This is a genomic window from Paenibacillus borealis (assembly GCF_000758665.1).
GTDB classification, from domain to species: Bacteria; Bacillota; Bacilli; order Paenibacillales; family Paenibacillaceae; genus Paenibacillus_AQ; species Paenibacillus_AQ borealis.
Map to the genome: position 1 here is coordinate 5,331,854 of NZ_CP009285.1, position 25,158 is coordinate 5,357,011.

The window sequence follows — 25,158 nt, forward strand, 5'->3', positions numbered from 1 at the left end:
ACCTTCAGTCTTATCTTGCCCACTATGGAATGGAGTATGTAGTTTTTTTATTACTGTGTCCGGCTAAGCAGTTTCTTCCATCTTCCAAGGCCGCCTTCCACCTTCGATACACGCCGCAGTAATAACAGTCCGGCATAAAAAGCATACCCTGCAGACAGTTTGCCTGTGCATACCGCTTCCGTAGAGAAACATGGTTCGTCCCGGAACACCGGGGCAACGAACATCCGCGGATTCCGCTGGAGTCTGACGAAACGTGACACCCAGCCGATCATCGTCCACTTCATGCCCCATAAGGCCCCCGCCGCAGTTGCCGTATCAGCCGCATCACCCAGCGAGAAATCCGTGGACCAGTCCAGCTTGGTAATCTTGACATGCGATAATGTGCCAACCAGCCATTTTTTGAGCCCACGGGTTGCCTTGAGTGCAGTACGGATGTTCTTTAACCATTCCGTCACGGATTCCCGGTCAATTTTTTCTTCCTTGTCACTGTCCATTTTCACCGGTGCGATTCCGCTTTTTTCGAGTTTAACTTTAATTCCTTGTTCGAGACTATCAAAAACCAGCGCAGGCAGCTCATAATGAAATTTGACCAGCCCGAATACAGCTTTAATATCAAACTCAATACGGTCATCCTTTCCCAGCCTGCACAGACGGAAATGAAAATGAATCGATGAAGCCAGAACCAGCACGAACAGCAGAATAACCAGCAGCAGCAGGCATAAGGGTATCGCAAGCCATAACGTCACAATCGTAACCTCCAAGAAGCCTCAGATAATGTGAATAGCGGAGCCTCTGATTTAGTATGGCAAATCCTGCTGGATAAAATTCGGCATTTCTGCAAACATCTCCAAAAAGAATCTGCAGCCAAAAAAAAATGCCGCTGTCCCGGCGGGGACAACGGCATTTATAGAACAGCGTTCATCCGCTGCGTTTATTCTGTCTCTACCTCTTCAAAGGTCATCTGGCTGTCCAGCTTGCTGAACAGCAGCTGCGTCTCTTCTTCCAGGCCCTCTGAAGTATCGAAGCTCGACGGCTCCGGAAGCTCCTTCAGGCTGGCCAGGCCAAAGCTGTCCAGGAAGGACTTGGTCGTTCCGTACAGGATCGGACGTCCGACAGCCTCCGCCCGGCCCACCTCATGAATCAGATCCTTATTCCCCAGCGTATGAATGGCCCGTTCAGACTTCACACCACGGATTTCTTCGATTTCCACTCTCGTGATAGGCTGGCGGTAAGCCACAATCGCAAGTGTCTCCAGCGCTGCCTGGGACAGGGATGATCTGGAAGGGGAATACGCCAGACGCTCGAAATACTGTGCATGCTCTGGAAGTGTCGCCAGACGGTAATTCCCGGCGATCTGCACTACCTGCAGGCCCCGGCCCTGCGAAATATAATCCTCTTTCAGATCCTCAAGCGCTCTTGTGGCCAGATCGGGCCGCTGCTCGGTAATTTCGGCAATCTGGCGGACGGATAACCCTTCATCCCCTGAGAGAAACAGCAGGCCTTCAATAATTGATTTCAGCGTGTTGTAGTCCACTGACTTCCTCTCCTCCTCTCCACTCCATCACAATATCGTCAAATAATTTCTCCTGGTAGCAGAAAATCGCCTTCATCTTCATCAGCTCCAGAATAGCTAAGAAGGTCACTACAATCTCATGCCGGGCCATCTCATCATGCAGAAGCGACGAGAAGCGCAATCTGCCGCCCATCCCTTTACGCTGCAGTGCTTCCGTCACATCACGGATCCGGTCCTTCACCGAAATCTCATCACGTGTAATCCGCTGATAAGAGGATCTCCGGGCAGCCTTGCTCAGCGCCTTACGGAACGCCGCAATCAGATCGGCGGTATGTAATCCCGTCAGCGGATTGTCAATCTGCGTAGGAACAAAGGGGCCCAGATCCTCCGGCTCCTTCGTGAAAATAAGGCTGCGCTCACTCTCCATATCCAGCAGCTGCACGGCAATGCTCTTGAATTTGCGGTATTCAATCAGCCGCTGTACCAGCTCCGCACGCGGATCATAACCGTCGTCCTCGTAATAATCGAAATCCTCAATCTCGATCACCGGCGGCTTCGGCAGCAGCAGCTTGCTCTTGATCGACAAGAGGGTAGCAGCCATGACCAGAAACTCGCTGGTGATATCCAGCTCAAGCTCCTGCATCCCCTGCAGGTATTCCATGTACTGCTCAGTGATCTCGCTGACCGGAATGTCCTGGATGTCGATTTCCGCTTTGTCAATCAGATGCAAGAGCAGATCGAGCGGACCTTCGAACGTCTCCAGCTTGTACAATACAGTCACGCGGTTTCCTCCAGCCCAAAAAAAGTAAAGTGCAGCGCCGCACGGACGCTACACAAGTAGAAAGATCTATGATCATGCTTTCTTCTCATACTTATAAATAAGCACGATTTGAACTGATTCGTCAAGAGGGGTGTTATTTAAAAAGCTTGTTAAGATTAGCCATTTCGATCGCAGCAGTTGCCGCATCCCAGCCCTTATTGCCCGCTTTGGTTCCGGAGCGCTCAATGGCCTGTTCGATATTCTCGGTCGTCACAACACCGAAGATCGTCGGAACGCCTGTCTTGAGATTAATTGCCGCAACTCCTTTGGCAACTTCATTGCACACATAATCATAGTGTGTTGTAGATCCGCGGATCACAGTACCCAGCGTGATCACCGCATCATACTTGCCGCTTTCGGCCATTTTTTGCGCGATTAGAGGAATTTCGAATACCCCCGGTACCCAGGCAACATCCACTTCATCGTCAGCTACACCATGGCGTTTGAATGCGTCGAGCGCTCCGGAGAGCAGCTTGCTTGTAATGAATTCGTTGAAACGTCCTACGACAACCCCATATTTCAAACCCTCGGATACTAAATGTCCTTCAAAATAATTCGGCATTGTGCTCATCAACCCTTCATGTATAATTTAGTGATTCTATGATTAAATTTTGGAATCCTCGTTCTGTTCGATCTTGTCAAAAGTCAGCAGATGGCCAAGCTTGGCCTGCTTCGTATGAAGATACTTGGTGTTGTCCTTGTTCTCCGGCATCTGGATCGCCACGCGCTCCACCACTTCAAGGCCGTAGCCTTCCAGCCCTTTGATCTTGCGCGGATTGTTGGTCAGCAGTCTGATCTGGCGGACGCCCAGATCCTTGAGAATCTGTGCACCGATGCCGTAATCACGCAGATCCGCCGCGAAGCCCAGCTTCAGGTTGGCATCTACCGTATCCAGTCCTTCTTCCTGCAGCTTGTAAGCACGCAGCTTGTTGATCAGGCCAATGCCCCGGCCTTCCTGGCGCATATAGAGCAGCACCCCTCTGCCTGCTTCTTCAATCTGGCGCAGCGCCGCTTCAAACTGCGGGCCGCAGTCGCAGCGGTGGGAATGGAATACATCGCCGGTCAGGCACTCGGAATGCACACGCACCAGCACCGGCTCATCACCAGAGATATCCCCTTTTACCAGAGCTACATGCTCTTTGTCATCCACTTCGTTTGTATAGGCAATCGTCTGGAAATCACCGAAATCGGTCGGCAGATTCACCGCTACCTCGCGGGTAACCAGATGCTCCTTCTCATTACGATAGTGAATGAGGTCCTTGATGCTAATCAGCTTGAGGTCATGCTTCTTGGCGATCTCGATCAGATCAGGCAGGCGGGCCATCGTGCCGTCAACCTTGACCACTTCACAAATAACGCTCGCCGGATAGGCACCGCACATGCGGGCCAGATCGACAGCGGCTTCCGTGTGGCCTGAACGCCGTAATACTCCGCCCTTCTTCGCGATCAGCGGGAACATGTGGCCCGGTCTGCGGAAGTCGGAAGGCTTCGCATTCGGATCCAGCATCGCCTTGATGGTCATGGATCTTTCCCCGGCGGAAATACCGGTAGTGGTATCCTTGTGGTCAATCGATACGGTAAAAGCGGTGCCGTGGTTATCGGTATTCTGGGCCACCATCGGCTGCAGATCCAGTTCCTCTGCACGTTCCGCGGTAATTGGGACGCAGACCAGGCCACGTCCTTCGGTGATCATGAAGTTGATAACTTCAGGGGTTGCCCGTTCGGCAAGCGCGATGAAGTCCCCTTCATTCTCGCGGTCCTCATCATCCACAACGATAATGACCTTCCCGCGCATCAAATCATAAATTGCATCCTCAATCGGGTCCAGGACGCTGTCCTTCTTGTCTTGCTGGCTCATGTTACTGTCCTCCTGATGGCTGTACGCTGCCTTGCCGGCTGCCGTATGCCTAATCTTTAATTATACAAACCCGTTAGCCGCCAGAAAATCGTGGCTGATCTTCGAGCTCTTCTTATCTTCTTCATCGCCGGAACGTGAACCATAATGCAGCAGATGATCCACATACTTGCCTAGCACATCACATTCGATATTGATACTGTCACCCGGCCGTTTGTGGGCCAGCACCGTTTCTCCAAGGGTATGGGGAATGATGGAGACAGTGAACGTGGACGACTCCGTATTCACTACGGTGAGACTGATGCCGTCAATCGTAATGGAGCCTTTGGGAATGATATACTTAAACAGCGATTTGCGGTCCGGCGCAATTTCGAACACGACCGCGTTCTGATCGCGCTTCACGCTGCGGATCTCGCCCGTTCCATCCACATGACCCTGGACAATATGTCCGCCGAAACGTCCGCCGGCTGCCATCGCGCGCTCCAGGTTCATTTTGCCCCCGGTCCGCAAGCTTTTGAGATTGCTGTTGCGGTACGTCTGAGGCATCACATCGACCGTGAAAGAATGATCGCCTATGGACGTGGCTGTAAGACAGACCCCATTGACGGAGACACTGTCGCCAATCTTCAGATCACCCATAATGAGGGAGGCGCCGATATTCAGCACCATCATCTCACCCCCGCTGGTGACGCTGCGGAGGATACCCACCTCTTCAATCAAGCCGGTGAACATTATATCCCTCCTTCAAAATTACAGTTTTCATAAATAAAACACTGTCCCTAAATACGCTTCTGTTAGCGCGCCGGGGTGCCGCTGATACAGACATTATCCCCGAGCACTTCCACTTCCAATCCTTCCAGCGTTACCGCATCCCGCATCAGCTCCACGCCCGGGAAGTCGAAGGTTCCTGCTGCTGCTGCGCCGCCCCCGACAATCTTCGGAGCGAAGAAGAGGACTACACGGTCAACCAGTCCCAACTCCAGCATGGCCCCGTTCAGCGTGCCGCCGCCTTCGAGCAGAATCGAACCGATCTCCATCCCGCCTAATGCAGCCATGGCAGCCTGCAGATCGACACGCGGTCCGCTGCCTGCGGCAACAACCTGAACACCTGCAGCGAGCAATGCTGCCTTGCGGGCCGGATCGGCCGCTTCTGTAGTAACGACTACTGTGGGAGCCAGCCCGTCCGTGACTACGGCGCTCTCCAGAGGCAGCCTCAGTGTAGAGTCGATGATAATCCGGATTGGATTCAACCCGGGCACATTTAGTCTGGTCGTCAGTGAAGGATTATCGGCAATCACCGTATTCACCCCGACCATTATTCCCTGATGGCGATGGCGCAGGGTATGTACAAGCTCCCGGGATTCCGCATTCGATATCCATTTGCTGTCCCCTGTACGGGTGGCGATTTTGCCGTCCAAGGTGCTTGCGCTCTTCAGCGTAACGAACGGCTGCTTCGTCAGAATGTATTTGATGAACTTCTCATTCAGCCTGAGTGCGCGGCTCCGAAGCAGGCCTACCTCCACCTCAATGCCCTGCTCACGCAGCATCTCAACACCGCGGCCTGCAACCTGCGGATTAGGATCTTCACAGGCAACGACAACCCTTGCCACCCCTTCATCGATCAGTCTCTGGCTGCAGGGAGGCGTGATACCATAATGGCTGCAGGGTTCGAGCGTCACGTATGCAGTGCTTCCCTGCGCCTTGCCTGCAGCCATGTTGAGCGCATGGACCTCGGCATGCCCGGTACCGCGCTGCAGATGGGTGCCAATCCCGATCATCGCGCCATCCTTCACAACGACACATCCGACCACAGGATTAATCCCGGTCTGACCTTGAGCCCTCTCCGCCATGTCCAGCGCAAGGGACATATAAAACTCATCATTCATCTTATCCATGTGACTTCCCTCCAATCAGCCGGCTATATTCATAATGTGTACAGTTTAAACAGAAAAACCCGTCTCAATCTCCAGGAGGAGTTCAAGACGGGATATACGAGAGGTAACAGCTGCTCAAAAAATAGGTGCGTAAATAAACGCCGGACTTATGGCATTGTGAAAATTCGCACGTAATATTCGAAAACACTGCAGCACGGCCGCCTGTACAAGCACAGCACGTCAATCTCTCCTTCTTCCATCCAGACTATACTGTCGGTCCCGGAATTGCACCAGGTCCACCGTCCGTATCACCAGCATACGGATCGGGTAGCGGACTGAGCAGCAGAACTGGCCAGAAACAGCCATTCTAACAGCATCACCGCCGGTAGGGAATTACACCCTGCCCTGAAGGATTGATATATTCAGTTGAATAACAAGTTTTGCCTACAACAAAATTATCACTTACGTGCGGGAAATGCAAGTGTGTTTCGGAAATTTACTTTATTTATGTAACTTAGTTCCCTTAATTCTCTGACTCACGCTGCTTGTCCGCTCTCAGCAAATCACGAATTTCGATCAGCAGCGCAACCTCAGGTGCCGGAGCTGGTGGTTCGACTACCTCAACTTTAACGGTTTCCTTGCGTCTGAATCTGCTGGTCAGCTTAACCACCATGAAGATCGAGAAGGAGATAATGAAGAAGTCCACAACCGACTGCAGGAACAGACCATAATTCACTGCGGCTTCTCCGCTGCCTACGTGCAGTTCCTTAAGATCGATGCCTCCGCTGATTAGTCCGATAAGCGGCATGATAATGTCATTAACGAGTGATGTAACAATTTTGCCGAAAGCCGCCCCGATTACCACCGCCACCGCCAGATCAAGCACATTCCCCTTCATTGCGAAGCTTTTAAATTCCTTCCACGTGGACATTGATGTATCCCTCCGAAACTTTGAATTTTAGTAATTATAGCATTTCCGCCGCAGATGACCAATCTATTCCAAGCCTTTATTAATCACAGCAAAAAAGAGCAGGCAGCTATTATCTGCTGCCTGCTCTTAGTGACGGCTGATCCTATAATCACGCTGCCCTGATTAATTACCGGTTATTCCTGATTCCGGTTCCGTCTGTACACCCGGTGTATCACGAACCCGATTAGGATTAACCCGAGTCCTGCCATATAAACCGGCAGCGGGCTGTTCTCGCCAGTCTGCGGCAGGGTCCCGCCGGAGTCTTGTTCCGTGACCGTCCCTTGGGGGATGTCTTCATCTTCAATATCAACACCGCCGAGCGGAATGTCCTCATCAACCGGCACTTCCGGCTCCGGCGTGACTGGTGCAGGTGTAACCGCTGCTACCGGTGCTGAAGGCTGCACTGTAGCAGGTACGCCGGGACCTGCCGGGATTTCCAGATCATCGATAATGATCCCCGGAACAACCGTGCCCGCCGGTGTTGGTACCGGTGTAATATCAGGTGTGACTGGTCCTGCCGTAGGATTAGGAGTTGCCTCAGGTCCATTCGTTGCCGTTGGAACAGCCGTTGGTCCAGCTGTCTCTACAGGCTGCTCCGTTGGAACCGGAGTGGCTGTAGGCGCTTCTGTTGGAGCAATGGTGGCCGTCGGTATAGGCGATGGTGTCGGTGTTGCTGTCGGCTGCTCCGCAGGAGTATTTGCTACCGTCAGATTCACCGCTGCTGATGAACCGATGGTGACCGGATGCTCACTTGCATCCACAACATAACCGGCAGGTGCTGCAGTTTCGATTAGGACATAGCTGCCCAGCCAGATGTTGTTAAATACTGCATTGCCCGCTGCATCAGTAGTCCGGGTATTCACCAGTACACGATCGCTGCCGTTCAGGCGGTACAGCTCAAAGGTTGCTCCGGCAAGTGCTTTCGTGCCGTCGCCGGCATCAACTTTGTGGACATTCAGCGTGCCTCTGACCCCGCTGCCCGTTCCCGAGCCGCTGGATACGCCCACTATGATCTCTTTGCTGGTATCCTTATTGACCAGTACGACATTATTACCGCTGAAGTTAACGCTATTGACCAGTTTATCCCCCGTATTCGCTACGATCAGTGACTGGTATTCAAGCACATAAGCGGAATGGATATCCTGAAGGAAGCTAAGCACGAAGGTCTGCTTACCCTCGGCATCGGCACTGATATTCAAGGTATAATCCGTATCCTTTAAGAGCTCAGGCCCGCTCTTCGTAACATCGCCATTCACGGCCGTAACCGTCCGGTACAGATGGAACGTGTCGGGCAGCAGAATCTGATTGGTACTCGGCACATCGGTGATAACGGCATCCTTCACATGGGACTGCGTCCGGTTAATCGCGATAGTCCACTGCAGCTTATCTCCATTCTGAACGCCATCCTTGAACACGTACTCATCGCCATGCGGAATATTCACTGAAGCCTTCAGATCTTTGGAGACCTTCTTCACGCCATCCAGCAGATTGGCCGTGTTTGCAACGGTGGTACCAATCAGCTGTCCCGCCAGGCTTGTTTTGAACACAACATAGTAAGGCGAATTAATTGCATTGTCAAAATCCACCTGAAGCTCGTTCCCGCTTCCGACAGTGTAGCTATAGGCGCTGCCCGCAAGTTCGGTACCGAAGCTGTGAGCCCCTCCGGGAGCAATGTTCATCCGATAGACTTTTAGTGAACCCGGCACCAGTGACTGGCCGGCGTTCAGTATGTCTTTTATCCGGGGATCGGCAATAGCCTTGCTGTTGTAATTTACACCCACTGTCCAGGTGATCTCTTTGGCAGAGGCATCATATACCCCGGATTTGAAACCGTTGTTCTTCACCTCAGGACCCGGAATGAACTGCCCTCTGGCTTCTGTCCATTGGGCGTTATCCGCGCTGTCCTTCCAGTCGATCCGCGCTACGTTAATGAAATTATCTGTAGTGCCTGTAAGCCAGTCATTGCTGAATTCAGTCTGATAACTAATTGTGTATGTGCCGCTGACCGGTGAATTGAATTTCACCTTGAAGCCTTCGTTAGGCTGCACCGGTGAACTGGCAATTAGGGTATATGCTGAAGCATTAAGCACAGTACCTGCTTCATTGCGTACGACCAGTGAACCCGGAATATATTTCTGTCCGCCGTACGGGAAACTATCCGTAACCACTACCTGGCTCATCGGATAATTATCGCCGTTCAGCGTAATTTTCCAGTCCGTTACATGGGTGGCGTAATTGACTCCTGACAGATTCTTATAAATAATGGCCGGACGGATAAGCTGTGTAGCCTTATCGCTGTATGTGCTGTCAGAGACCGTGTTGGTAATGGTGGTGTCGCTGAATACGCGGTCCACGGCTTTGGTTTTATATTCGATCAGATATGCAGAGGTCACAGTTCCCGCAAACTGCAGTTTGAAACCGGTGTTTGTTCCATCAACAACAGGCGTTATGGTGTAGTCTACACCTGCGGTTAGAGCCGTGCCTTTCGTAGCTCCTCCTGCAGAATCCAGCGTCACCGGATAAATCCGCAGCGAATCCGCGACCAGCTGCTGGGATTGATTGAATACATCTGTCAGCACCGCATTCTCCGCAGAGATTGTGCGTTTATTGTAGTTGTACTCAATAGCCCAGGTGATGGTCTGCTTACCCCACTCATAGCTGGCTGCCTTCTTCTTGATGCTTCCCCCGCGTTCGATATCGACAGTAGCCGAGCCGCTTACCGGATCACGTCCGTCACCGGTGAAGGTAGCGGTATTCGTGAAGCTGGTCAGGCTATCGCTGACCACCTGTGTCGTATAGGCAATACGGTAAGCACCTGTGATTACAGGGTCCGTGAAGCGGAGAACAATTGTACCGCCGGAAACGTCAACGGTATATTTACTGCTGTCTACAAGCAGGCCTTGAGTCACTGTACCGTCAAGCAGAACATTCAGCTGGTACACTGCAAGGGTTACCGTGCTGTCCAGCGTTAATCCGGCAGGAACAGGGTCTGTGACAACCGCATTGCTGACCGGCTCCAGCTTCTTGTTAACATCCACAGTCCAGAAGATCTGATCTGCATTGAAGCCGCTGGAGACACCCTTCTTCTCAATCGTCGAACCCACGGATGGCTTAAATGCCACGCTAATGGTCTGTATTCCGCCGTTTACCGGAAATAGAATTTGCTGAACCGTACTGCCGCTTATCACCTGTTTATCGAATTTGGTATTAATCCGCAGGGTTCCTTGTACGTTGTCATGACTCTGGATGTAATCGTTGAAGGTCATGACGACCTGATGTGTCGACTGGCTTACTGTGAACGTCCCGACATCTCCATCGTCGGACACGAGTCCGCCCTGGATATCATTGAACAGCTCGAATTGTTCAGGAAGCTGGAAGGTGAAGCTGTCTCCCTGAGTATACCCGTGCCCGTTGGGAAGCGACCAGGTATAATCCAGCGTAACAGTAGAATCCACATCATATACACTTCCGGTTACGGTCTGTCCATCCGGCCCATACACGGCCATGGATACACTGGTAATAATATCTCTGTCCTGCTCGATCGCCGCCGCTTTAACCTGCTGGGTGAACCCCAGTCCGTAGGCATACTGCACAAACAGCATGATTATTACAATGGCCAGACTTGTTCTTTTTTTCACCATTTCCCAGAAGCCCCCGTTCTTTAGTTTGATATGAAACAAGCATGCAGAAAAGATGGCTGCTGAACGCACCGGTAAAAACACTCCGCCTGATGGGTCGTTATGTATACGGGCATATGCGTCCATCTTATGTAAATAAACTGATAGTCCTGCCTTTTCTGTCCAGCCCGAACGATATATACTTATATCACCTAAGAGTAGATCTTTAGAATCAGATATATTCAAATTATGAATTTTTATTTTCTTTTATTATTCTTGGATTCAAGGAGAGAGCACAGTGAACCATAATCTTTTTTGGGACCGCTATCGTGATCAAGATTTCTTAATGTTCTCCACCCCGCATCTCATTGCCCTGTCTATCGTTGTCCTATGCTGTCTGTTGCTCTATGTATCACGTTTCGTCCTGCGGACGCATTCCGGTCTGAAGCTCAGTATCCGCCTGCTGCTGGCGTTGCTGCTGATCGCCTGCGAGGGCGGGCTGCATGTCTGGTATGTCTCCCAGGATATCTGGAGCCGCAGTTCCTCCCTGCCGCTTGAACTATGCGGAATCACCCTGCTCTTGTCTGTCATTATGCTGCTTACACGCAGCAGGCTGCTGTATTCTTTTCTCTACTTCGCCGGGATCGGCGGTGCATTCATCGCCCTGCTTACGCCTAACCTTGTCTACCCGTTTCCGCATTTCCGCTTCCTGCTGTTCTTCATCGCCCACGGGTCGATTATTCTCGCATCCTTGTACATGACCTGGATAGAAGGCTATAGGCCTACCTGGCGCTCGCTGTTCTTCACGATGCTCTGTCTGAATATTGTCGCCGCATGTGTCTATGCCGCCGACAGGCTGCTGGATTCCAACTATATGTTTCTGGCCCATAAGCCCAGCACGTTCTCTGTACTTGATTATTTCGGCCCTTATCCGTATTACCTGCTCGTCGAAGAGGCCTTTGCCTTTGTCATCTTCCTGCTGATGTTCCTGATCTTCTTCAAGCTGCCGGAGCTGTATGGCTCCCGTCACAGCCGCAGAGGCCGGATCAGAATGAGGTAAATGCATATATGTGCAATAAAAAGCACCCGGCTGGATAACCCAGCCGGGTGCTTCTGGTACTGCTTGTTTTATACTTCTACTACTTCAACAGTAGCCATTTTGTCGCGGCCTTTGAAGGCATCCACTTGGTCCATACCTTCAACCACTTTACCGAATACAGTGTGTACTCCGTCAAGGTGTGGCTGTGGAGCGTAGGCGATGTAGAACTGGCTTCCGCCTGTGTTCTTGCCGGCATGCGCCATAGCCAGGGAGCCGCGCTCATGCTTGTTCGGGTTGATTTCGCAGTTGATGGTGTAACCCGGGCCGCCGGAGCCTGTTCCGTTAGGACAGCCGCCTTGAGCTACGAAGCCTGGAATGACACGGTGGAACAACAGTCCGTTGTAGAATCCGTCTTTAGCCAGTTTCTCAAAGTTTGCTACAGTATTAGGCGCATCCTGTTCGAACAAGTCGATCAGCACGACACCGCCGTTTTCGAGTGTAATTTTCGCTTGCTTAGCCATATGTAAATGACCCCTTTCGAAATGACAAATATAGAACACTTTTATTAGTTTACTATGAAACGGGGCACAAAGCAAAGCAGGCGGGAACGATTCCCGCCTGCCCTGTTTGACTGCCCCTGCTGCCTGCGCAGCGGTTAAGGTTTATTTCGTAACGGTCTGTTTGGCAATACGTGCCGGCACAATATCATTGGCCACGATATCCTGATGACTCTCACGGCGCACCACCAGATCGCTCTGGCCGTTCTGTACGAAGACTACCGCCGGACGGCGGATACGGTTATAGTTGCTGGCCATGGAGTAATTGTAAGCGCCTGTGCAGGCAACAGCCAGCAGGTCTCCGCTCTCTGTCTTGGGCAGCTCCACATCCCAGATCAGCATATCCCCGCTCTCGCAGCATTTACCGGCGATAGATACAGTCTCCACGTTCGGCTCAGTCGCACGGCTTGCGAGCAATGCTTCGTATTTGGATTCGTATAACGCTGGACGCGGGTTATCCGTCATTCCGCCGTCAACGGCCACATATTTGCGCACACCCGGAATTTCCTTGCTTGTTCCTACAGTATACAGTGTCGTTCCGGCATCGCCTACGATGCTGCGGCCCGGCTCCACCCAGATCTGCGGCAGGCTCTCGCCGATGCCGGCGAAATTCGTCTTCACTGCATCAGTAATGGCAGCGACGTATTCCGAAACCTGCAGCGGCGTGTCACCCTCCACATAACGGATTCCGAATCCTCCGCCCAGGTTAACGACCGGGAAGCTGATGCCCAGTTCCTCCTTCACCTTGCGGGTGAATTCGGCAATGCGTACAATGGCCAGCTGGAAGCCTTCGGTCTCAAAAATCTGCGAGCCGATATGCGAATGAATGCCAAGCAGGGTCAGATTGGCTTTGCTGTCAGCCTGCCGAACCGCTTCCTCTGCCGATCCGTTCCCCACATCGAAACCGAATTTCGAATCCGTCTGTCCGGTGGATGCATAAGCATGATGAGCATGTGCTTCAACGCCCGGAGTGACGCGCAGGAGAATGTTAACCGTAACTTCCTTGCGGGCAGCAATTGCCTGCAGCAGACCAAGTTCAACCAGATTGTCGACTACAAAGCAGCCGATGCCTGCATCGATCGCCATTTCAATCTCATCCGGTGTCTTGTTGTTGCCGTGGAAATGAATCCGTGCTGCCGGGAAACCGGCTTGCAGTGCAGTGTACAGCTCTCCGTCGGAAACGACGTCAAGCGACAGTCCTTCCTCATCCGCCAACCTGCACATCGCCATAGTTGAGAACGCTTTGCTGGCGTAGGCAACCTGAAACCCGAGCCCGGAAGCTGTAAAAGCGTCCATGTACTCGCGGCAGCGGCGCCGGACCAATTGCTCGTCCACTATATATAGCGGGGTACCATACTCCGCTTTCAATTCCGTCACATCACATCCGCCGATTTCCAAATGCCCTGCATCGTTAATTCGGCTCGTCCCGTGTAAAAACATTGCGCAGTCCTCCAATTTCTGTGGAATATCTGTTCCACCCTGTCTAGTATATGTTACAGAACCCCGCGGCGTTCCCTAAAAGTGGCCTCAGGAGAGGAATTCCACTTTCTTGCGGGGCTGTTTAGTGTATTCAGTATAGCAGACAGAGGGAACTCCATAGAATGGACTAATTTGCAGTTGATTTGTATTTTCCTACGACTTGTTTTCTTCCTCCTGGACAGGCGGCATCCGCGTATTATCTCTGGTTTTGTTGAAGGAAGGCCTTGTTTTGGAGCTGAGCACCGGCTGGCGCAGGATGATCTCACCCATCGCTTTTGCATTAAATGGTATAAACGGCCACATGTAAGAAGAATTGTAGGAACGGTGAGTGGTCAGCAGCACCACAAGCAGCGTCGTCCCTATCATGAAGCCGGGAACCTGGAAGGCAGCCACGGCGAGCAACAGCCCAAGCCTGACAATCCGGTTGGCCAGCCCCAGCTCATAGCTCGGCGTTGCGAACATCCCGATTGAAGCTACCGCCATATAGAGCACCACCTCGTTGACAAAAAGACCGGTCTGCACAGCGATGTCGCCTACGAGAATGGCAGCAATCAGACCCATCGCCGAGCCGAGCGGTGTAGGTGTATGGACAGCGGCCATCCGCAGGAGATCAACCCCTAATTCAACGATTAAAAATTGGGCGATAAGCGGGATTTTTGCCGTCTTTTGCGGACCGATAAATTCCAGCATCGCCGGCTTCAGCTCCGGATGGAGGACCAGCAGCATCCACAGCGGCAGCAGGAACATCGAGGCAAAGATACCGATGAAGCGCACCCAGCGCAGATAGCTCCCCATAAAAGGCGTCTGGCGGTTTTCTTCCGCATGCTGGCAGAGATCAAAGAAGGTCGTCGGCAGAACCATGACACTTGGTGAAGTATCCACAAAAACCACCACTCTGCCCTCCAGCAGATGCGAGGCCACAATATCCGGCCGTTCCGAGTACCGGACCAGCGGATAGGGGTTCCAGCCGCCGCCGACAATGGCCTCCTCGAGCTGTTTGTCAGCCAGGGGAATCCCGTCGATATCGACGCTTTTCAGCTTATCGGTAACAGCCTGCACCTGAGTCTTGTCGACGATATCGTCAATATAGGCTAAGCAGACATCCGTCCGGGTGCGGCGTCCGATCTGATGCATCTCGTATTTCAGCCCCGGGTCGCGGATCCGCCGTCTGACCAGAGCCACGTTACTCAGCAGCGTCTCCGTGAAGCCGTCGCGCGCTCCGCGGACGACCCGTTCAATCGAAGGCTCATCCGGGCTGCGTGAAGGATACGAACGGGTATCCATGATAATAACCTGGGATTCACCCTCGATGAAGAACACGCTCATACCCGACAGGACTTTATTGATGCTCTCGCTGAGCAGCTCGCCTTTCTCTACCTGGACATGGGGAATATATTCGCTCATGAAGCTGGCGAACACATCGGTGGATATATTATCCGGGGTCAGATAGGTCAGACGCTTCAGAATCTCGTCGATGATCGTATCCTTGGCGAACCCGCTGATGCAGAGCAGTGCAACGCGCCGGCCTCCAAAGGACATTTCCCTAAAAACGATATCAAAGGATGAGCCCAGGCCCATGACTTCGGTCAGCGTTTTTTTGGTATCCTCCAGGTCAGCCGATACCTTATCATTGCCCTGCCAGTACAGGATAGACTGCTCCAGAGAGTCGGAACGTTCATTGTCGCGTTTCTGCTGGAGCAGATCCTTGGGCTTGCCGGCGGAGTCCGCCCCTTGACTGGACTTGGCCTTCTTAGATTTGCTGTTGGATTTCTCCTTATCCTTATTCTTATCCTTAGCCTTCTGAGGTGCTTCCTCTTGTTCAGTATCACCTGTCCCATCGCTCTGCGCCTGCCTGGACGAAGCCCCTTGCCCCCCTGCCGCTCCAGTAGAGTCCTCTTCCCCATCCTCAGGTTCTTCATCATCCCCGAACAATCTGGCAAAAAAACCTTTATGGCTCTTCTCCTGCGTCTCTGCACCCAGTTCATCCGAGGTCTCCGTATCCTGTGACTGGCTCCCTGGGGCTGGTGCTGCCGGTTGGTCATCACCTGAACCTGAAGCTGTGCCCCGGCCATCGTCAGCAGCCGATGCCGTAGCTTCCTGCTTGTCCTCATCGTCCGCTCTAGTTCCCGGAGCAGTGTCAGCCCCCGTATCCGAATGATCCTGACGGGCCTTCGCCGGCCCCTCCTGATCCGGTGTACCGGCTCCATCAGAAGCCTGCAGATCGTGGTCACCGTAACCGGTTGCCCCGGAATCCACTCCGATATCCGCACCGGGTTCCGGTTCCCCGGTATCTTTGCCTCCTTGAGCAGCTGAGGCGGCATCTCCCTGGGACCGGTCCGGCTGGCCAAGCTCGTCCGCAGCTTCAGTATCCTGATTCTGTCCGCCACCGGAGCCTGTCCCCGCTCCGGCTCCTTGTTCCGGCCCTGCATCATCGCCGAACAAACTGGTCAGGAATCCCTTGACCCCGCCGCCGGACTCCTGGCTATCCTGATCGTCTCCGGCGGCGTTGCTGTCCTCCGCTGTGCTTCCGGAAGAATCGTTATCCGCTGCGCCTCCTGTTTCACGGCTGTCCGCTGATGTGCTGCCGGTCGCCTTGGCATTCGCCGCTCCCCCAGCATCATGGCTGTCCGGCGCTGTACTGCCTGTAGCCGCACGGTCCGCTGCGCCCCGAGCATCACGACCTTCCGCTGCCGTACTGCCGTCAGACTCTGCTTCAGAGGTCCTGCCTTCAGCACCCGGACCGGCATCCATGCCGGAGCGGCTTTCGGCACCGCCCTCTATCGGCCGGTTAACTGCTCCAAGTTCAGCCGAAACCTCCGCATCCTGCGTATAGCTTCCAACCACACCATCCTGCTGTGCAGCTTGTCCATCCTGCTCCGGCTGGCCACTGTCTGCACCACCCTGCTGTGCAGCTTTTTCTTCATGCTGCTGCGGCTGGCTTTCATCTACAATATTTTGCTGTGCAGCCTGACCTTCATGCTGCGGCGGCTTTTGCTGTGCCGGCTTGTCTTGCTTTTTATTGTCTTCCACCTGATCACCGCTGTGAATATACCTAACCACCCCGTAGCCTCCTTTTACTGTCGGTATACAAACCAGTCGAACAATGAACCTGCCACTTTGCCGCATACCATAGCCATCAGCAGCCCGAACAACAGATGTGTCATATGCAGCCTTTTAGCCAGAATCGGCAGGACGTTTAGCACCTCCGTTAACGCAGCGGCAAGCATACCGATGAATACACCGTCTAACAGACCGACTCCCAGCTCTATGAGCGGTCCCGCTGCTATTTTCCAGTTCCAGAAATCACTCATTGTGCCTAGCAGTGAACCGCCGACCATCGCTCCTTCATACCAGTGCACTTTATCGTAGGAGGAGGTCAGCTGCGCCAGCCTGGGCACCATATCAAGCACGATAAAAAGAGCGATTACCCCGCCGCCGACAGCGATCCCTCCGGCAATGCCGAGCAGCAGGTTAAGTCCAAGCGATATTTGTGCAGTCATGCTCACTCCTCCCCGCGCCTGGATACATCATCTCCGCGTCGCTTCATTTTGCTGTACTCCTCGTTGACGACATAGTGGTCGATATTTTTCTGATACAGGAACATCTCCACTTCGAGGGGTGTCGGCTCCTCGTTCCATTTCTTTTTGAACAAATGGTTGAAAAAAATTACCATTCCCAGCCCGATGCCCAGCGAATAGGCGATCTGAAATACATATGGATGTTCATCCCTATGGCCGGTCAGCATCTCCACAATCCGGATCTGCACCTCCTGCATGCTGACATCAGCATGGAAATTCATGATCGTGAGCGCCGAGCCGAAGAACAGCAGCAGCCACACCAGCACAAACAAAGCAATGGAGGGTTTATTGGCCGTCGCCGGGCCTTCGATCTGCACAATCGTCCGGCCTTCGCCAATCGGCTGGATATCCGCATGCGGCAGCAGTGTGTGAATCCGGGGAATCACCGTCAGCAGATCAATCAGAATCAGATTGCCGTCACTTTGCTTCGGCTGCACCAGCAGCAGCGAATACAGCGGCTCCCGCCACTCCGGCTCGGTGATCAGAAAGGCCACATCGCGCAGCAGCACACCTTTGCCTTTGGGTACCGTTACCCGGTTTTTGAGCTGAATATAAATGGCCGGAGCCGGGTGATTATTGTCCATCTGCGGTACCTCCTAAGTTTGTGGTATGAAGCAGCTGAAGATGCAAGAATAACGGTAGTATGGGAGAAAAGGTTTATTTTTACTCTTTAACCCTGGAATTCATATTTATTGAGCCCGGTATCCGAAACCTTTCCCTGCTGCGGCCGTCTATATTAACAGTTATTTACATAGAGAGGATGGAGATACAATGAAGAGAGTGCTGCGTCAATCGTTACGTATGGCTATTAGTGCATCTATGATTCTGGCATTGGCTGCGCCGCTTACAGCGCATGCCGCAGAAGAAATATATTATTACGATTCGTATATCAACAAGACCAGCGGCATCCAGCTCTACTCGGTGGGCCAAGTGGACGGGAACCAGTTTGTTGATGCGGTCGTTGCCAGACAACAAGACGGATCATACGCCAAATGGCAGGAGCCCTTCCAGTACTTCCGGAAGAATGACAGCGGCTCCCTGCAGTTAACAGGAAATGATGACCCTGAGCAAAGCTACGTGTACGATCCCCAAAGCCAATCCATCCTGCGCAAAACTATTTATGCCTTGTCCCCGGACGGCAAATGGGGGTATCTGGAGCGCTCACGATATCTGTTAATGCCTACTTCTCCGCTGGGCAGCGGATATATTGGCAAATTCAATGACCATTATCTCAAAAACATGAAGACAGGTGCCGTCTCCGTATATTATTCCTCACAAAGATACTACAGAGCCTTATGGCTGAATCAGCATACGCTGCTTGAGAGCGGCTACAATGAGACCGCCAGGCAGAACGTGATCAGTACCTACAATCCGTCAACCGGGGAACGGCAGGAACTGTTGAAAGGTACCATGTACAACTGGAATTTTAACAAGGGAATTATCTATTATGTAAAAAACGAGCCGCAGCGTCTGCCCTGGGTCTATGACCTGAAGAGCGGGACTTCACGGCTGATCACTGACTATAGCGAACTGGAAACGCTGTTTCCCGCTTCCCCTTCATCCAGACCGGAAGCAGTGCTGCCGCAGGATACTGTGCTGAAAGACCTGCCTGTCGTGGAAATCCCTGTAGCCTTAACGTACGAATACAGCGTCAATCTGGATGGACAGAGCGTCGATGTATCTACCGTATTCTCCAATATGGGGCAAGACTGGATTCCGGTGAAGCCGCTGGCAGCCGCGCTCGGCTGGAGCATTGAAGTGCCGGAGCGGAGCAGCGCCGTAGATAGGTCAGCCGGTTACAGCTACGAGATCTCAAGCGGCAGCAAGAGTGTAAATCTAACACCTGCGAACAGCTTCAATTCCGGAAGCAGGCTGTACATCTCACAGGCACAGCTCAAGCAGCTCGGCTATAGCAGCATCGCATTCACGCCGTACCTGCAGAAATAACCGCTCCAGGATAAGTAAATAAGGTTGCCGTCTCTCTGTAGTGGGCAGCCTTTCTCTGCATACAAAAAGAGGATGTTCCCGGCCGTTGTGCGGCTGGCGGGAACATCCTCTTTATTAAGGCGCAGCCCTGGGGTAGTTCCCTCAGGCTGCGCTATCCGGTTATTAATTCTGTTTGATAAGCTCAACCTGACGGCTCTGCTGGCTCGAAATAAAGAACAGCGCCGTCCAGATCAGTGCAAAGCCGATAATTTGCGGCAGAGTCACAAGCTGTTGATATACAATCCAGTTGATCAGAATTCCTGTCATCGGGAAGCTGAGTTCAGCCAGAGTGGCTACAGAAGCCTTGGTTGTGTTCAGACCTTTGTAATAGAGCAGCATACTGAGCAAACCGGGCAGCAAAGCCTGCAGCAGCAGATTAATGGCAACAGCAGCCGAACCGCTGATACCTCCGCTAATCTGCCACGGAGCTCCCTCCATGCTGGTGATCACGAATAAAAGCGGCAATGCCAGAATAAAGCGCAGTGAAGTTACAGTTTCATATTTCATCGAGCCCAGCAGATAGCGGCCCATAACAGTCGACCCGCCCCATAATGCGGCGGCGCCCAGCGCCATAAGACTCCCTACACCCATGAAGCTGTTCACATGGCCGAACGGAATCGTCCATCCGAAGGTAAGGAGATAAGTGCCGGCCAGTGCAACAATGATCAGCAGTGCGAAATTTTTAGGCAGGCGTTCTTTAAGAATAACAGCGGCCAGACCAATGGCGAACAGCGGCTGCAGCTTTTGCAGCAGCAGTACAGCATTGAAATCTCCGCTGGACAAGGCTTTGGTGAACAGAATCGTAGCCAGGGCTGATCCGCCCCATGACACAACCAGTAGTGCTCCGGCTTGACGCAGGCGAATGCCCTTCAATTCTGCGCGTTGGCGCCACATCACAGGTGCAGCCACCAGGAAGAGCACAATATGCTCCAGCAGGACGATCTGTGAAGAGGTCAGTGATTTCAGCAGGATAATACGGAACAGCGGGTCAACACCCCATAGGGCAGCGCCCAGAACTACCAGCCAGAATCCGCTGCGCAGCGGTGCGGTACGGACTCCTTGAGATGAAGCAGATACATTACTCATCATTCATTCTCCTTGTCGATACAAACCCTCGATAAGAGACCAAAAGCCCCCGCGTCACCTGTAAACAGGGCAAACAACGGGGGCCATTATCAATAAAGACATCAGGGAATACCCCGCCGCCTTTACCTTATGATCCTCTCCCATCCGGACTTTACCGTCGGCTCTGGATTGTCACCAGATCAGTCGCTTCCTCTTGTGAAAGAGTAACGAGTCGCGGGCTTAGTTCATTCAGAACATCACCGCCGGTCAGGAATTTCACCTTACCCCGAGAATCTTGTATTCTGTTATTATTTTCACAATCTCAGGATAACTCCGTTTCTTGAATTCGTCTAGCCTTTTTATGAAAATAAGCATACTTTTTTTCATCGAGCGATCATTTTTTCGTGAAAATACATCATTCCGCATTTATACACACTATAGAGTTTGGCAGAAACGGAGGCATGTTATAGAATAGGTTACAAATGAACTATTCATCCATAATATAGTAATCTCAACGGAGGCCGCTTTGAAAAGATCATTTGGAACCAATCTACTATACTCCATCCTTGCCTTAGCCATCATTACATTTGCAGGTTTTATTGCCTACATTATTGCTACTTTTACCGGTGGTATGCTGTTCTATGCTCCGCTTGTCCTTGCCGCTGCCGCCGGCCTTGCTGTATTCACCGTAATCTCTATTTTTGAACTGTTCAGCAGACGGTTCCGCCTGATTGCGCTGGCGGTTTTTGCCGGAATCTGCCTGCTGAGCGCAGCCGGTCATGAAATCAGACAGGCTTATGTGAACAATCTTGCCGAAGTAAGGGAGCCGGAGGTCAATCTGTCCCAGTACGCGCCGTTTGAGGTAAATACCCTTGCCGCTGGCCTGGATCATAAGCCCGCCTATCAAATACAGGAACAAATGCCCCGGCTGGACGGCGCAACTGCGCTTTACCCGCTATATTCCGCTTTTATTCAAGCGGTATATCCGCCTGATACTTATAACCATAGTATTTATGAGACCGGTAATGATCTTGCCGTATGCACCACCACTTCCGAAGCCTATAAGCGGCTGATCAAAGGCGATGCCGATATTATTTTTGCCGCAGCCCCCTCACTCGCCCAGACCAAACAGGCGAAGCTGGCAGGCCGTGAGCTGAAGCTCACTCCGATCGGGCGCGAAGCTTTTGTCTTCTTTGTTAATAAGCGCAATCCGGTCAGTAGCTTAACCACTGAACAAGTGAAGGATATCTACTCCGGCACAGTAACGAACTGGAAAGAGGTCGGCGGCAAGAAGGCGTCAATCCGTGCGTTTCAGCGGGACGAGAACAGCGGCAGCCAGACTATGCTTGAGAAAATCATGGAGGACCGGAACCTGATGAATCCCCCTACGGAAAATGTTGCAGACGTCATGAGCGGGATTATCAGCCTGACCGCCAGCTACCGCAACTACAATAATGCACTCGGCTTCAGCTTCCTGTTCTATGCTTCGGAAATGAACGCGAGCGACGAGATCAAGCTGCCGGAGATTGATAACGTGCCTCCCACTAAGGATAGCATCCGCAGCGGGGCGTACCCGTTCGCTGCAGAATTCTATGCGGTAACTGCAGGAAGCACCAATCCCAATATTGAGCCGTTCCTGGACTGGATTCTGTCCCCTGAAGGACAGGAGCTGGTTGAGAAGACTGGTTATACATCGGTGAACTAACGTTTGCGGGCTGCACGATCCTTATTCGGTGGCTTGCGGTGAGACTCAACTTAAAAAGCAGCAGCCCTCTTGCCGGGGAATCAGACTCTCCGGTAAGGGCTGCTGCTTTTTCTTGATCAATAGGATACTTTTCTTTGACGTAGTTAAGCCAATTCTGCGGAATGAGGGGCACTTCTGCTCCTCATTCCCGCTTGCGGCGGATTCAGGGGCACTTCTGCCCCTCATCCCCGTTTCCCGCCCGCTTTCGGCGAATTCAGGGGCACTTCTGCCCCTCATTTCCGCTTCCCGCCCGCTTTCGGCGAATTCAGGGGCACTTCTGCTCCTCATTCCGGTATATCGCGCCTTATTGAAATCAAGAGCCGTATCCGTTCACCCCGCATAATGCTCAAAAATCCGCCGGCGCTTCTCTCCATCCGGATCTTCCACTACACGCGAGACCTGATCGAACAGCAGCGTAGCGCGCTTTTCCGGTGTGTACTGCGGCCATGCAAGTTCCGGTGCAGACGGATCTCCACGGTGGGCAAAGGTTGTCCAGGCTCTCTGCATTGCTTCGGCCACACCTTCCATCTCAGGCGTAACTGCCAGGCCATATTGCTTCAGCAGCGGCAGGTTGTTGAACACGTAGAGAATCTCCGCACCGTGAATGGCCTTCTCCAGCAGCGGATGGCCGGACACGGTCCAGTCGAACCGGTACATCCACACCGGAGCGTGATCCCGCTGCTTCTCTGCGAACGCAATCGAGCTGGCCCAGAAGAACAGATCGGTCAGCACCTCGGCTTGCCCTTCCCAGGTTTTGCTGTAATCAGAGGTCAGCTCTGAGAGGTCTTCGATGCCCATCAGCAGCTCCAGCGATTTGAGCGAACGATCGAAGCTTTCGCCTGCCTGTCCCTCACGGAAGAACAGATTGCCTTCGTGGAGATTCGTCCCGATCAGCAGCGGGATGCCGCTTGCCGCCCCGTCACGCACTGCCTGTGCCGGTTCCACCGGTAAGGTCAGCGGCTCAATGACCGGCTGGAAGTACATGCTCAGCGAATTCCCGGACAGCTTGTACGCCATCCGGCCCGCCGCTTCCATAATCTGCTGGGCAGGGAGCGTATGCAGCAGCTGTGTATCACCGCCGGGCTGAAGGCCAAGCTCTGCCAGGAAGGCGGCGGCAATCTGTTCCCCCTGCTGGCCGCTCAGGCACTGCCCCGCGCCGCTCTCCATAATCGCGCGCGAGAACAGCCTCTTGGCCGCCGGCATCGCCAGCAGCGCGGCAATGCTCATGCTGCCCGCCGATTCCCCGAACACCGTAACATTTCCGGGATCACCGCCAAATGCCGCAATATTCTCCCGCACCCATTCCAGAGCGGCAATCTGGTCCAGTAGTCCAAGATTGGAGCCAAGCCCCGCTCCCATCGGAGACAGATGCAGAAAACCTAGCGGACCGAGCCGGTAATTCACCGTAACCAGAACAACATTGCCGCTTGCGGCCATCCGGGCTCCGTCAAACATCGGCTGGCTGCCCGCACCGGTTACAAAGGTCCCGCCATGAATCCAGACCATGACGGGCAGGGCCTGATCCTGCTCTGCTGCCGGAGACCAGACATTCAGGTACAGGCAGTCTTCCGAATATGCCGGATTAAGACCGCCAAACCGCGTGCCGCTGGTGCTTACCGGCTGAAGGCTGACCGGGCTGAATTCCTTCGCCTCGCGCACTCCGCTCCACGGTTCCGGCGCCTGCGGTGCACGAAAGCGCAGCTCTCCGACAGGAGGAGCAGCAAACGGGATGCCGCGCCAGACATTCACTCCGCCGCTCTGTTCCCCCTGTAATTGCCCATAGGCTGTAGTCACTAGTTGTCCTGTCATTACACTCATCCTTTTCGCTTTATTCCTCAGCTTTTTCTTCAATCACTTTATAGAGTCCGGAGCGGAAACGGAACCACTGGAAGATATGGGTAACCACTACTTTGAGCACGGCATAACCCGGTACCGCGAGAATGATGCCGAGTACCCCGAACATTTTACCGGCAAAAATAATTACAAAAATAATCGTGATCGGGTGTATCTTCAGCGATTTGCCCATGATCTGCGGAGAGATAAACTTCCCTTCGATCAGCTGGACGGCAGTCCAGACAATCACCATCTTGAGCAGCATGAACGGCGAAGTTACCATCGCTACCACAAGTGCAGGCGTAATCGCGATAACAGGCCCCAGATAAGGGACCACCGCAGTACATGCGGCAACGATAGCCAGGACCAGGGAGTATTCCAGCCCGATGATCAGATAACCAATATAGAGCAATGCACCTATGCAGCAGCTGACAATGATCTGCCCGCGGATGTAGGAGGCCACCTGGCTGTTCATTTCCTGCATAACCATCCGGGACTGCGGCTGGAGTGAGGTAGGAATGAACCGCATCAGGTAGTCGGGCAATCTTTTACCGTCACGCAGCAGATAGAACAGAATGAACGGCGTAGTCACCACTGCCAGAACAATTTCTGTCAAAGTGCCTACAAAGTTGCCCACGCCACTGGCAGCATTATTGAGGAACGAGGTGCCCCACGTAGTAACTTTGCCGGTGATATCACTGAGATCCGTGCCCACACTCTCCTGAATCTTCCCGAAAAACTCACTGCCTGTCAGATGGAGGAATTCCTCTTGAATCTGCGCACTGTATTTAGGGAAATTGTCGATCAGTCCCATCAGCTGGGTACGGATAATGGGAATAACCATAAGCAGGATCAGTGTAATAATCCCGGCAATTACGAGGTACATGGTAACAATTCCGTAAGCGCGCTTCACCTTGCTTCTCCGCTCCAGACGGTCAACCAGCGGATTCAGCAGATAATAGGCAACCCCCGAGAGAAGCAGTGGCGCTGCCACTGTATGCAGAAGCACCGACAAAGGTTTGAAAATAAACGGAATCTTAGAGAATACGAGCACGGTAACACCAATCAGCAGCGCGATTAGTAACCCCACCACAAACTTGTTATTCAGAAAAAACTTCTTGAATTTATCCGGCCAGACCTGACGTCTATCCATATACTGCCGCCCCCCTGCTGCAACACTTACGATATAAGTGTGATTAATTGCACTTTGTAATAGCATAGTCAAGAC

General features: G+C 52.8%; 20 protein-coding genes and 2 riboswitches. Of the genes, 3 read left to right on the forward strand and 17 right to left on the reverse strand.

Going from position 1 to position 25,158, the window contains the following annotated elements; translation table 11 throughout:
• Positions 1–50 precede the first annotated feature (50 nt).
• The 9 genes from PBOR_RS22670 to PBOR_RS22710 all read right to left on the reverse strand — a co-directional run bounded on the left by PBOR_RS22670 (position 51) and on the right by PBOR_RS22710 (position 10,673).
• A complete protein-coding gene (locus PBOR_RS22670; RefSeq protein ID WP_042215614.1) occupies positions 51–746 on the reverse strand; it encodes a DUF2953 domain-containing protein in 696 nt (231 codons plus the stop codon).
• A 185-nt stretch (positions 747–931) separates the two neighbouring features.
• Entirely contained in the window at positions 932–1,534 is a 603-nt protein-coding gene (gene scpB, locus PBOR_RS22675; RefSeq protein WP_042215617.1) for an SMC-Scp complex subunit ScpB, read from the reverse strand.
• Positions 1,503–2,294: a segregation and condensation protein A gene (locus PBOR_RS22680; protein WP_042215619.1), complete on the reverse strand. Its 792-nt coding sequence runs from the start codon at positions 2,292–2,294 to the stop codon at positions 1,503–1,505. Before PBOR_RS22680 ends, scpB begins: the two co-directional genes overlap by 32 nt.
• 133 nt (positions 2,295–2,427) lie before the next feature.
• Positions 2,428–2,895 carry a 6,7-dimethyl-8-ribityllumazine synthase gene (gene ribH, locus PBOR_RS22685; protein WP_036727378.1) on the reverse strand — a complete coding sequence of 156 codons (468 nt, stop codon included), beginning with the start codon at positions 2,893–2,895 and terminating at the stop codon, positions 2,428–2,430.
• Positions 2,896–2,937: 42 nt separating this feature from the next.
• A complete protein-coding gene (locus PBOR_RS22690; RefSeq protein WP_042215621.1) occupies positions 2,938–4,191 on the reverse strand; it encodes a bifunctional 3,4-dihydroxy-2-butanone-4-phosphate synthase/GTP cyclohydrolase II in 1,254 nt (417 codons plus the stop codon).
• Positions 4,192–4,251: 60 nt separating this feature from the next.
• Entirely contained in the window at positions 4,252–4,920 is a 669-nt protein-coding gene (gene ribE, locus PBOR_RS22695; protein ID WP_042215623.1) for a riboflavin synthase, read from the reverse strand.
• A gap of 62 nt (positions 4,921–4,982) precedes the next feature.
• Positions 4,983–6,083, reverse strand: coding sequence for a bifunctional diaminohydroxyphosphoribosylaminopyrimidine deaminase/5-amino-6-(5-phosphoribosylamino)uracil reductase RibD (gene ribD, locus PBOR_RS22700; RefSeq protein WP_042215624.1), 1,101 nt, complete (start codon positions 6,081–6,083; stop codon positions 4,983–4,985).
• 223 nt (positions 6,084–6,306) lie between these two features.
• Positions 6,307–6,479, reverse strand: a riboswitch (FMN riboswitch).
• Positions 6,480–6,585: 106 nt separating this feature from the next.
• Positions 6,586–6,993 (reverse strand): large-conductance mechanosensitive channel protein MscL, encoded by a 408-nt coding sequence (gene mscL / locus PBOR_RS22705; RefSeq protein ID WP_042215626.1) that lies wholly within the window; start codon positions 6,991–6,993, stop codon positions 6,586–6,588.
• A gap of 173 nt (positions 6,994–7,166) precedes the next feature.
• The gene (locus PBOR_RS22710) at positions 7,167–10,673 is read right to left on the reverse strand and encodes an LPXTG cell wall anchor domain-containing protein (RefSeq protein WP_042215629.1); all 3,507 of its coding nucleotides are present in this window, start codon (positions 10,671–10,673) and stop codon (positions 7,167–7,169) included.
• Positions 10,674–10,947: 274 nt separating this feature from the next.
• Between PBOR_RS22710 and PBOR_RS22715 the strand changes: the two genes are divergently transcribed.
• Positions 10,948–11,709 carry a YwaF family protein gene (locus PBOR_RS22715; protein ID WP_081972146.1) on the forward strand — a complete coding sequence of 254 codons (762 nt, stop codon included), beginning with the start codon at positions 10,948–10,950 and terminating at the stop codon, positions 11,707–11,709.
• 68 nt (positions 11,710–11,777) lie between these two features.
• Here PBOR_RS22715 and PBOR_RS22720 read toward each other — a convergent pair whose 3' ends face one another.
• The 5 genes from PBOR_RS22720 to PBOR_RS22740 form a co-directional block, all read right to left on the reverse strand.
• Complete coding sequence (locus tag PBOR_RS22720) at positions 11,778–12,209, reverse strand: peptidylprolyl isomerase (protein ID WP_039301672.1); 432 nt, start codon at positions 12,207–12,209, stop codon at positions 11,778–11,780.
• 141 nt (positions 12,210–12,350) lie between these two features.
• Positions 12,351–13,685: a diaminopimelate decarboxylase gene (gene lysA, locus PBOR_RS22725; protein ID WP_042215631.1), complete on the reverse strand. Its 1,335-nt coding sequence runs from the start codon at positions 13,683–13,685 to the stop codon at positions 12,351–12,353.
• Positions 13,686–13,877: 192 nt separating this feature from the next.
• Complete coding sequence (locus PBOR_RS38140; protein ID WP_425415550.1) at positions 13,878–15,656, reverse strand: spore germination protein; 1,779 nt, start codon at positions 15,654–15,656, stop codon at positions 13,878–13,880.
• 1,142 nt (positions 15,657–16,798) lie between these two features.
• Positions 16,799–17,224 (reverse strand): stage V sporulation protein AB, encoded by a 426-nt coding sequence (locus PBOR_RS22735; RefSeq protein ID WP_042215633.1) that lies wholly within the window; start codon positions 17,222–17,224, stop codon positions 16,799–16,801.
• A 2-nt stretch (positions 17,225–17,226) separates the two neighbouring features.
• Positions 17,227–17,886 (reverse strand): stage V sporulation protein AA, encoded by a 660-nt coding sequence (locus tag PBOR_RS22740; protein WP_042215634.1) that lies wholly within the window; start codon positions 17,884–17,886, stop codon positions 17,227–17,229.
• A 187-nt stretch (positions 17,887–18,073) separates the two neighbouring features.
• On the opposite strand from PBOR_RS22740, the gene PBOR_RS22745 reads away from it, so the two are divergent.
• Positions 18,074–19,249 (forward strand): hypothetical protein, encoded by a 1,176-nt coding sequence (locus tag PBOR_RS22745; RefSeq protein WP_042215635.1) that lies wholly within the window; start codon positions 18,074–18,076, stop codon positions 19,247–19,249.
• Between the two features lie 162 nt (positions 19,250–19,411).
• Here the strand turns inward: PBOR_RS22745 and PBOR_RS22750 are convergent, their stop codons facing one another.
• On the reverse strand, positions 19,412–20,374 hold the full coding sequence (locus tag PBOR_RS22750) for a DMT family transporter (protein WP_042215636.1): 963 nt from the start codon (positions 20,372–20,374) through the stop codon (positions 19,412–19,414).
• A gap of 128 nt (positions 20,375–20,502) precedes the next feature.
• Positions 20,503–20,651: riboswitch (FMN riboswitch) on the reverse strand.
• Positions 20,652–20,879: 228 nt separating this feature from the next.
• Here PBOR_RS22750 and PBOR_RS22755 point away from each other — a divergent pair.
• The gene (locus PBOR_RS22755) at positions 20,880–22,058 is read left to right on the forward strand and encodes a PstS family phosphate ABC transporter substrate-binding protein (RefSeq protein WP_042215638.1); all 1,179 of its coding nucleotides are present in this window, start codon (positions 20,880–20,882) and stop codon (positions 22,056–22,058) included.
• 369 nt (positions 22,059–22,427) lie between these two features.
• On the opposite strand, the gene PBOR_RS22765 is transcribed toward PBOR_RS22755, so the two are convergent.
• Positions 22,428–23,906, reverse strand: a complete 1,479-nt coding sequence (locus tag PBOR_RS22765) for a carboxylesterase/lipase family protein (RefSeq protein WP_042215642.1) — start codon at positions 23,904–23,906, stop codon at positions 22,428–22,430.
• A gap of 19 nt (positions 23,907–23,925) precedes the next feature.
• The gene (locus PBOR_RS22770; RefSeq protein WP_042215645.1) at positions 23,926–25,083 is read right to left on the reverse strand and encodes an AI-2E family transporter; all 1,158 of its coding nucleotides are present in this window, start codon (positions 25,081–25,083) and stop codon (positions 23,926–23,928) included.
• Positions 25,084–25,158: the final 75 nt, after the last annotated feature.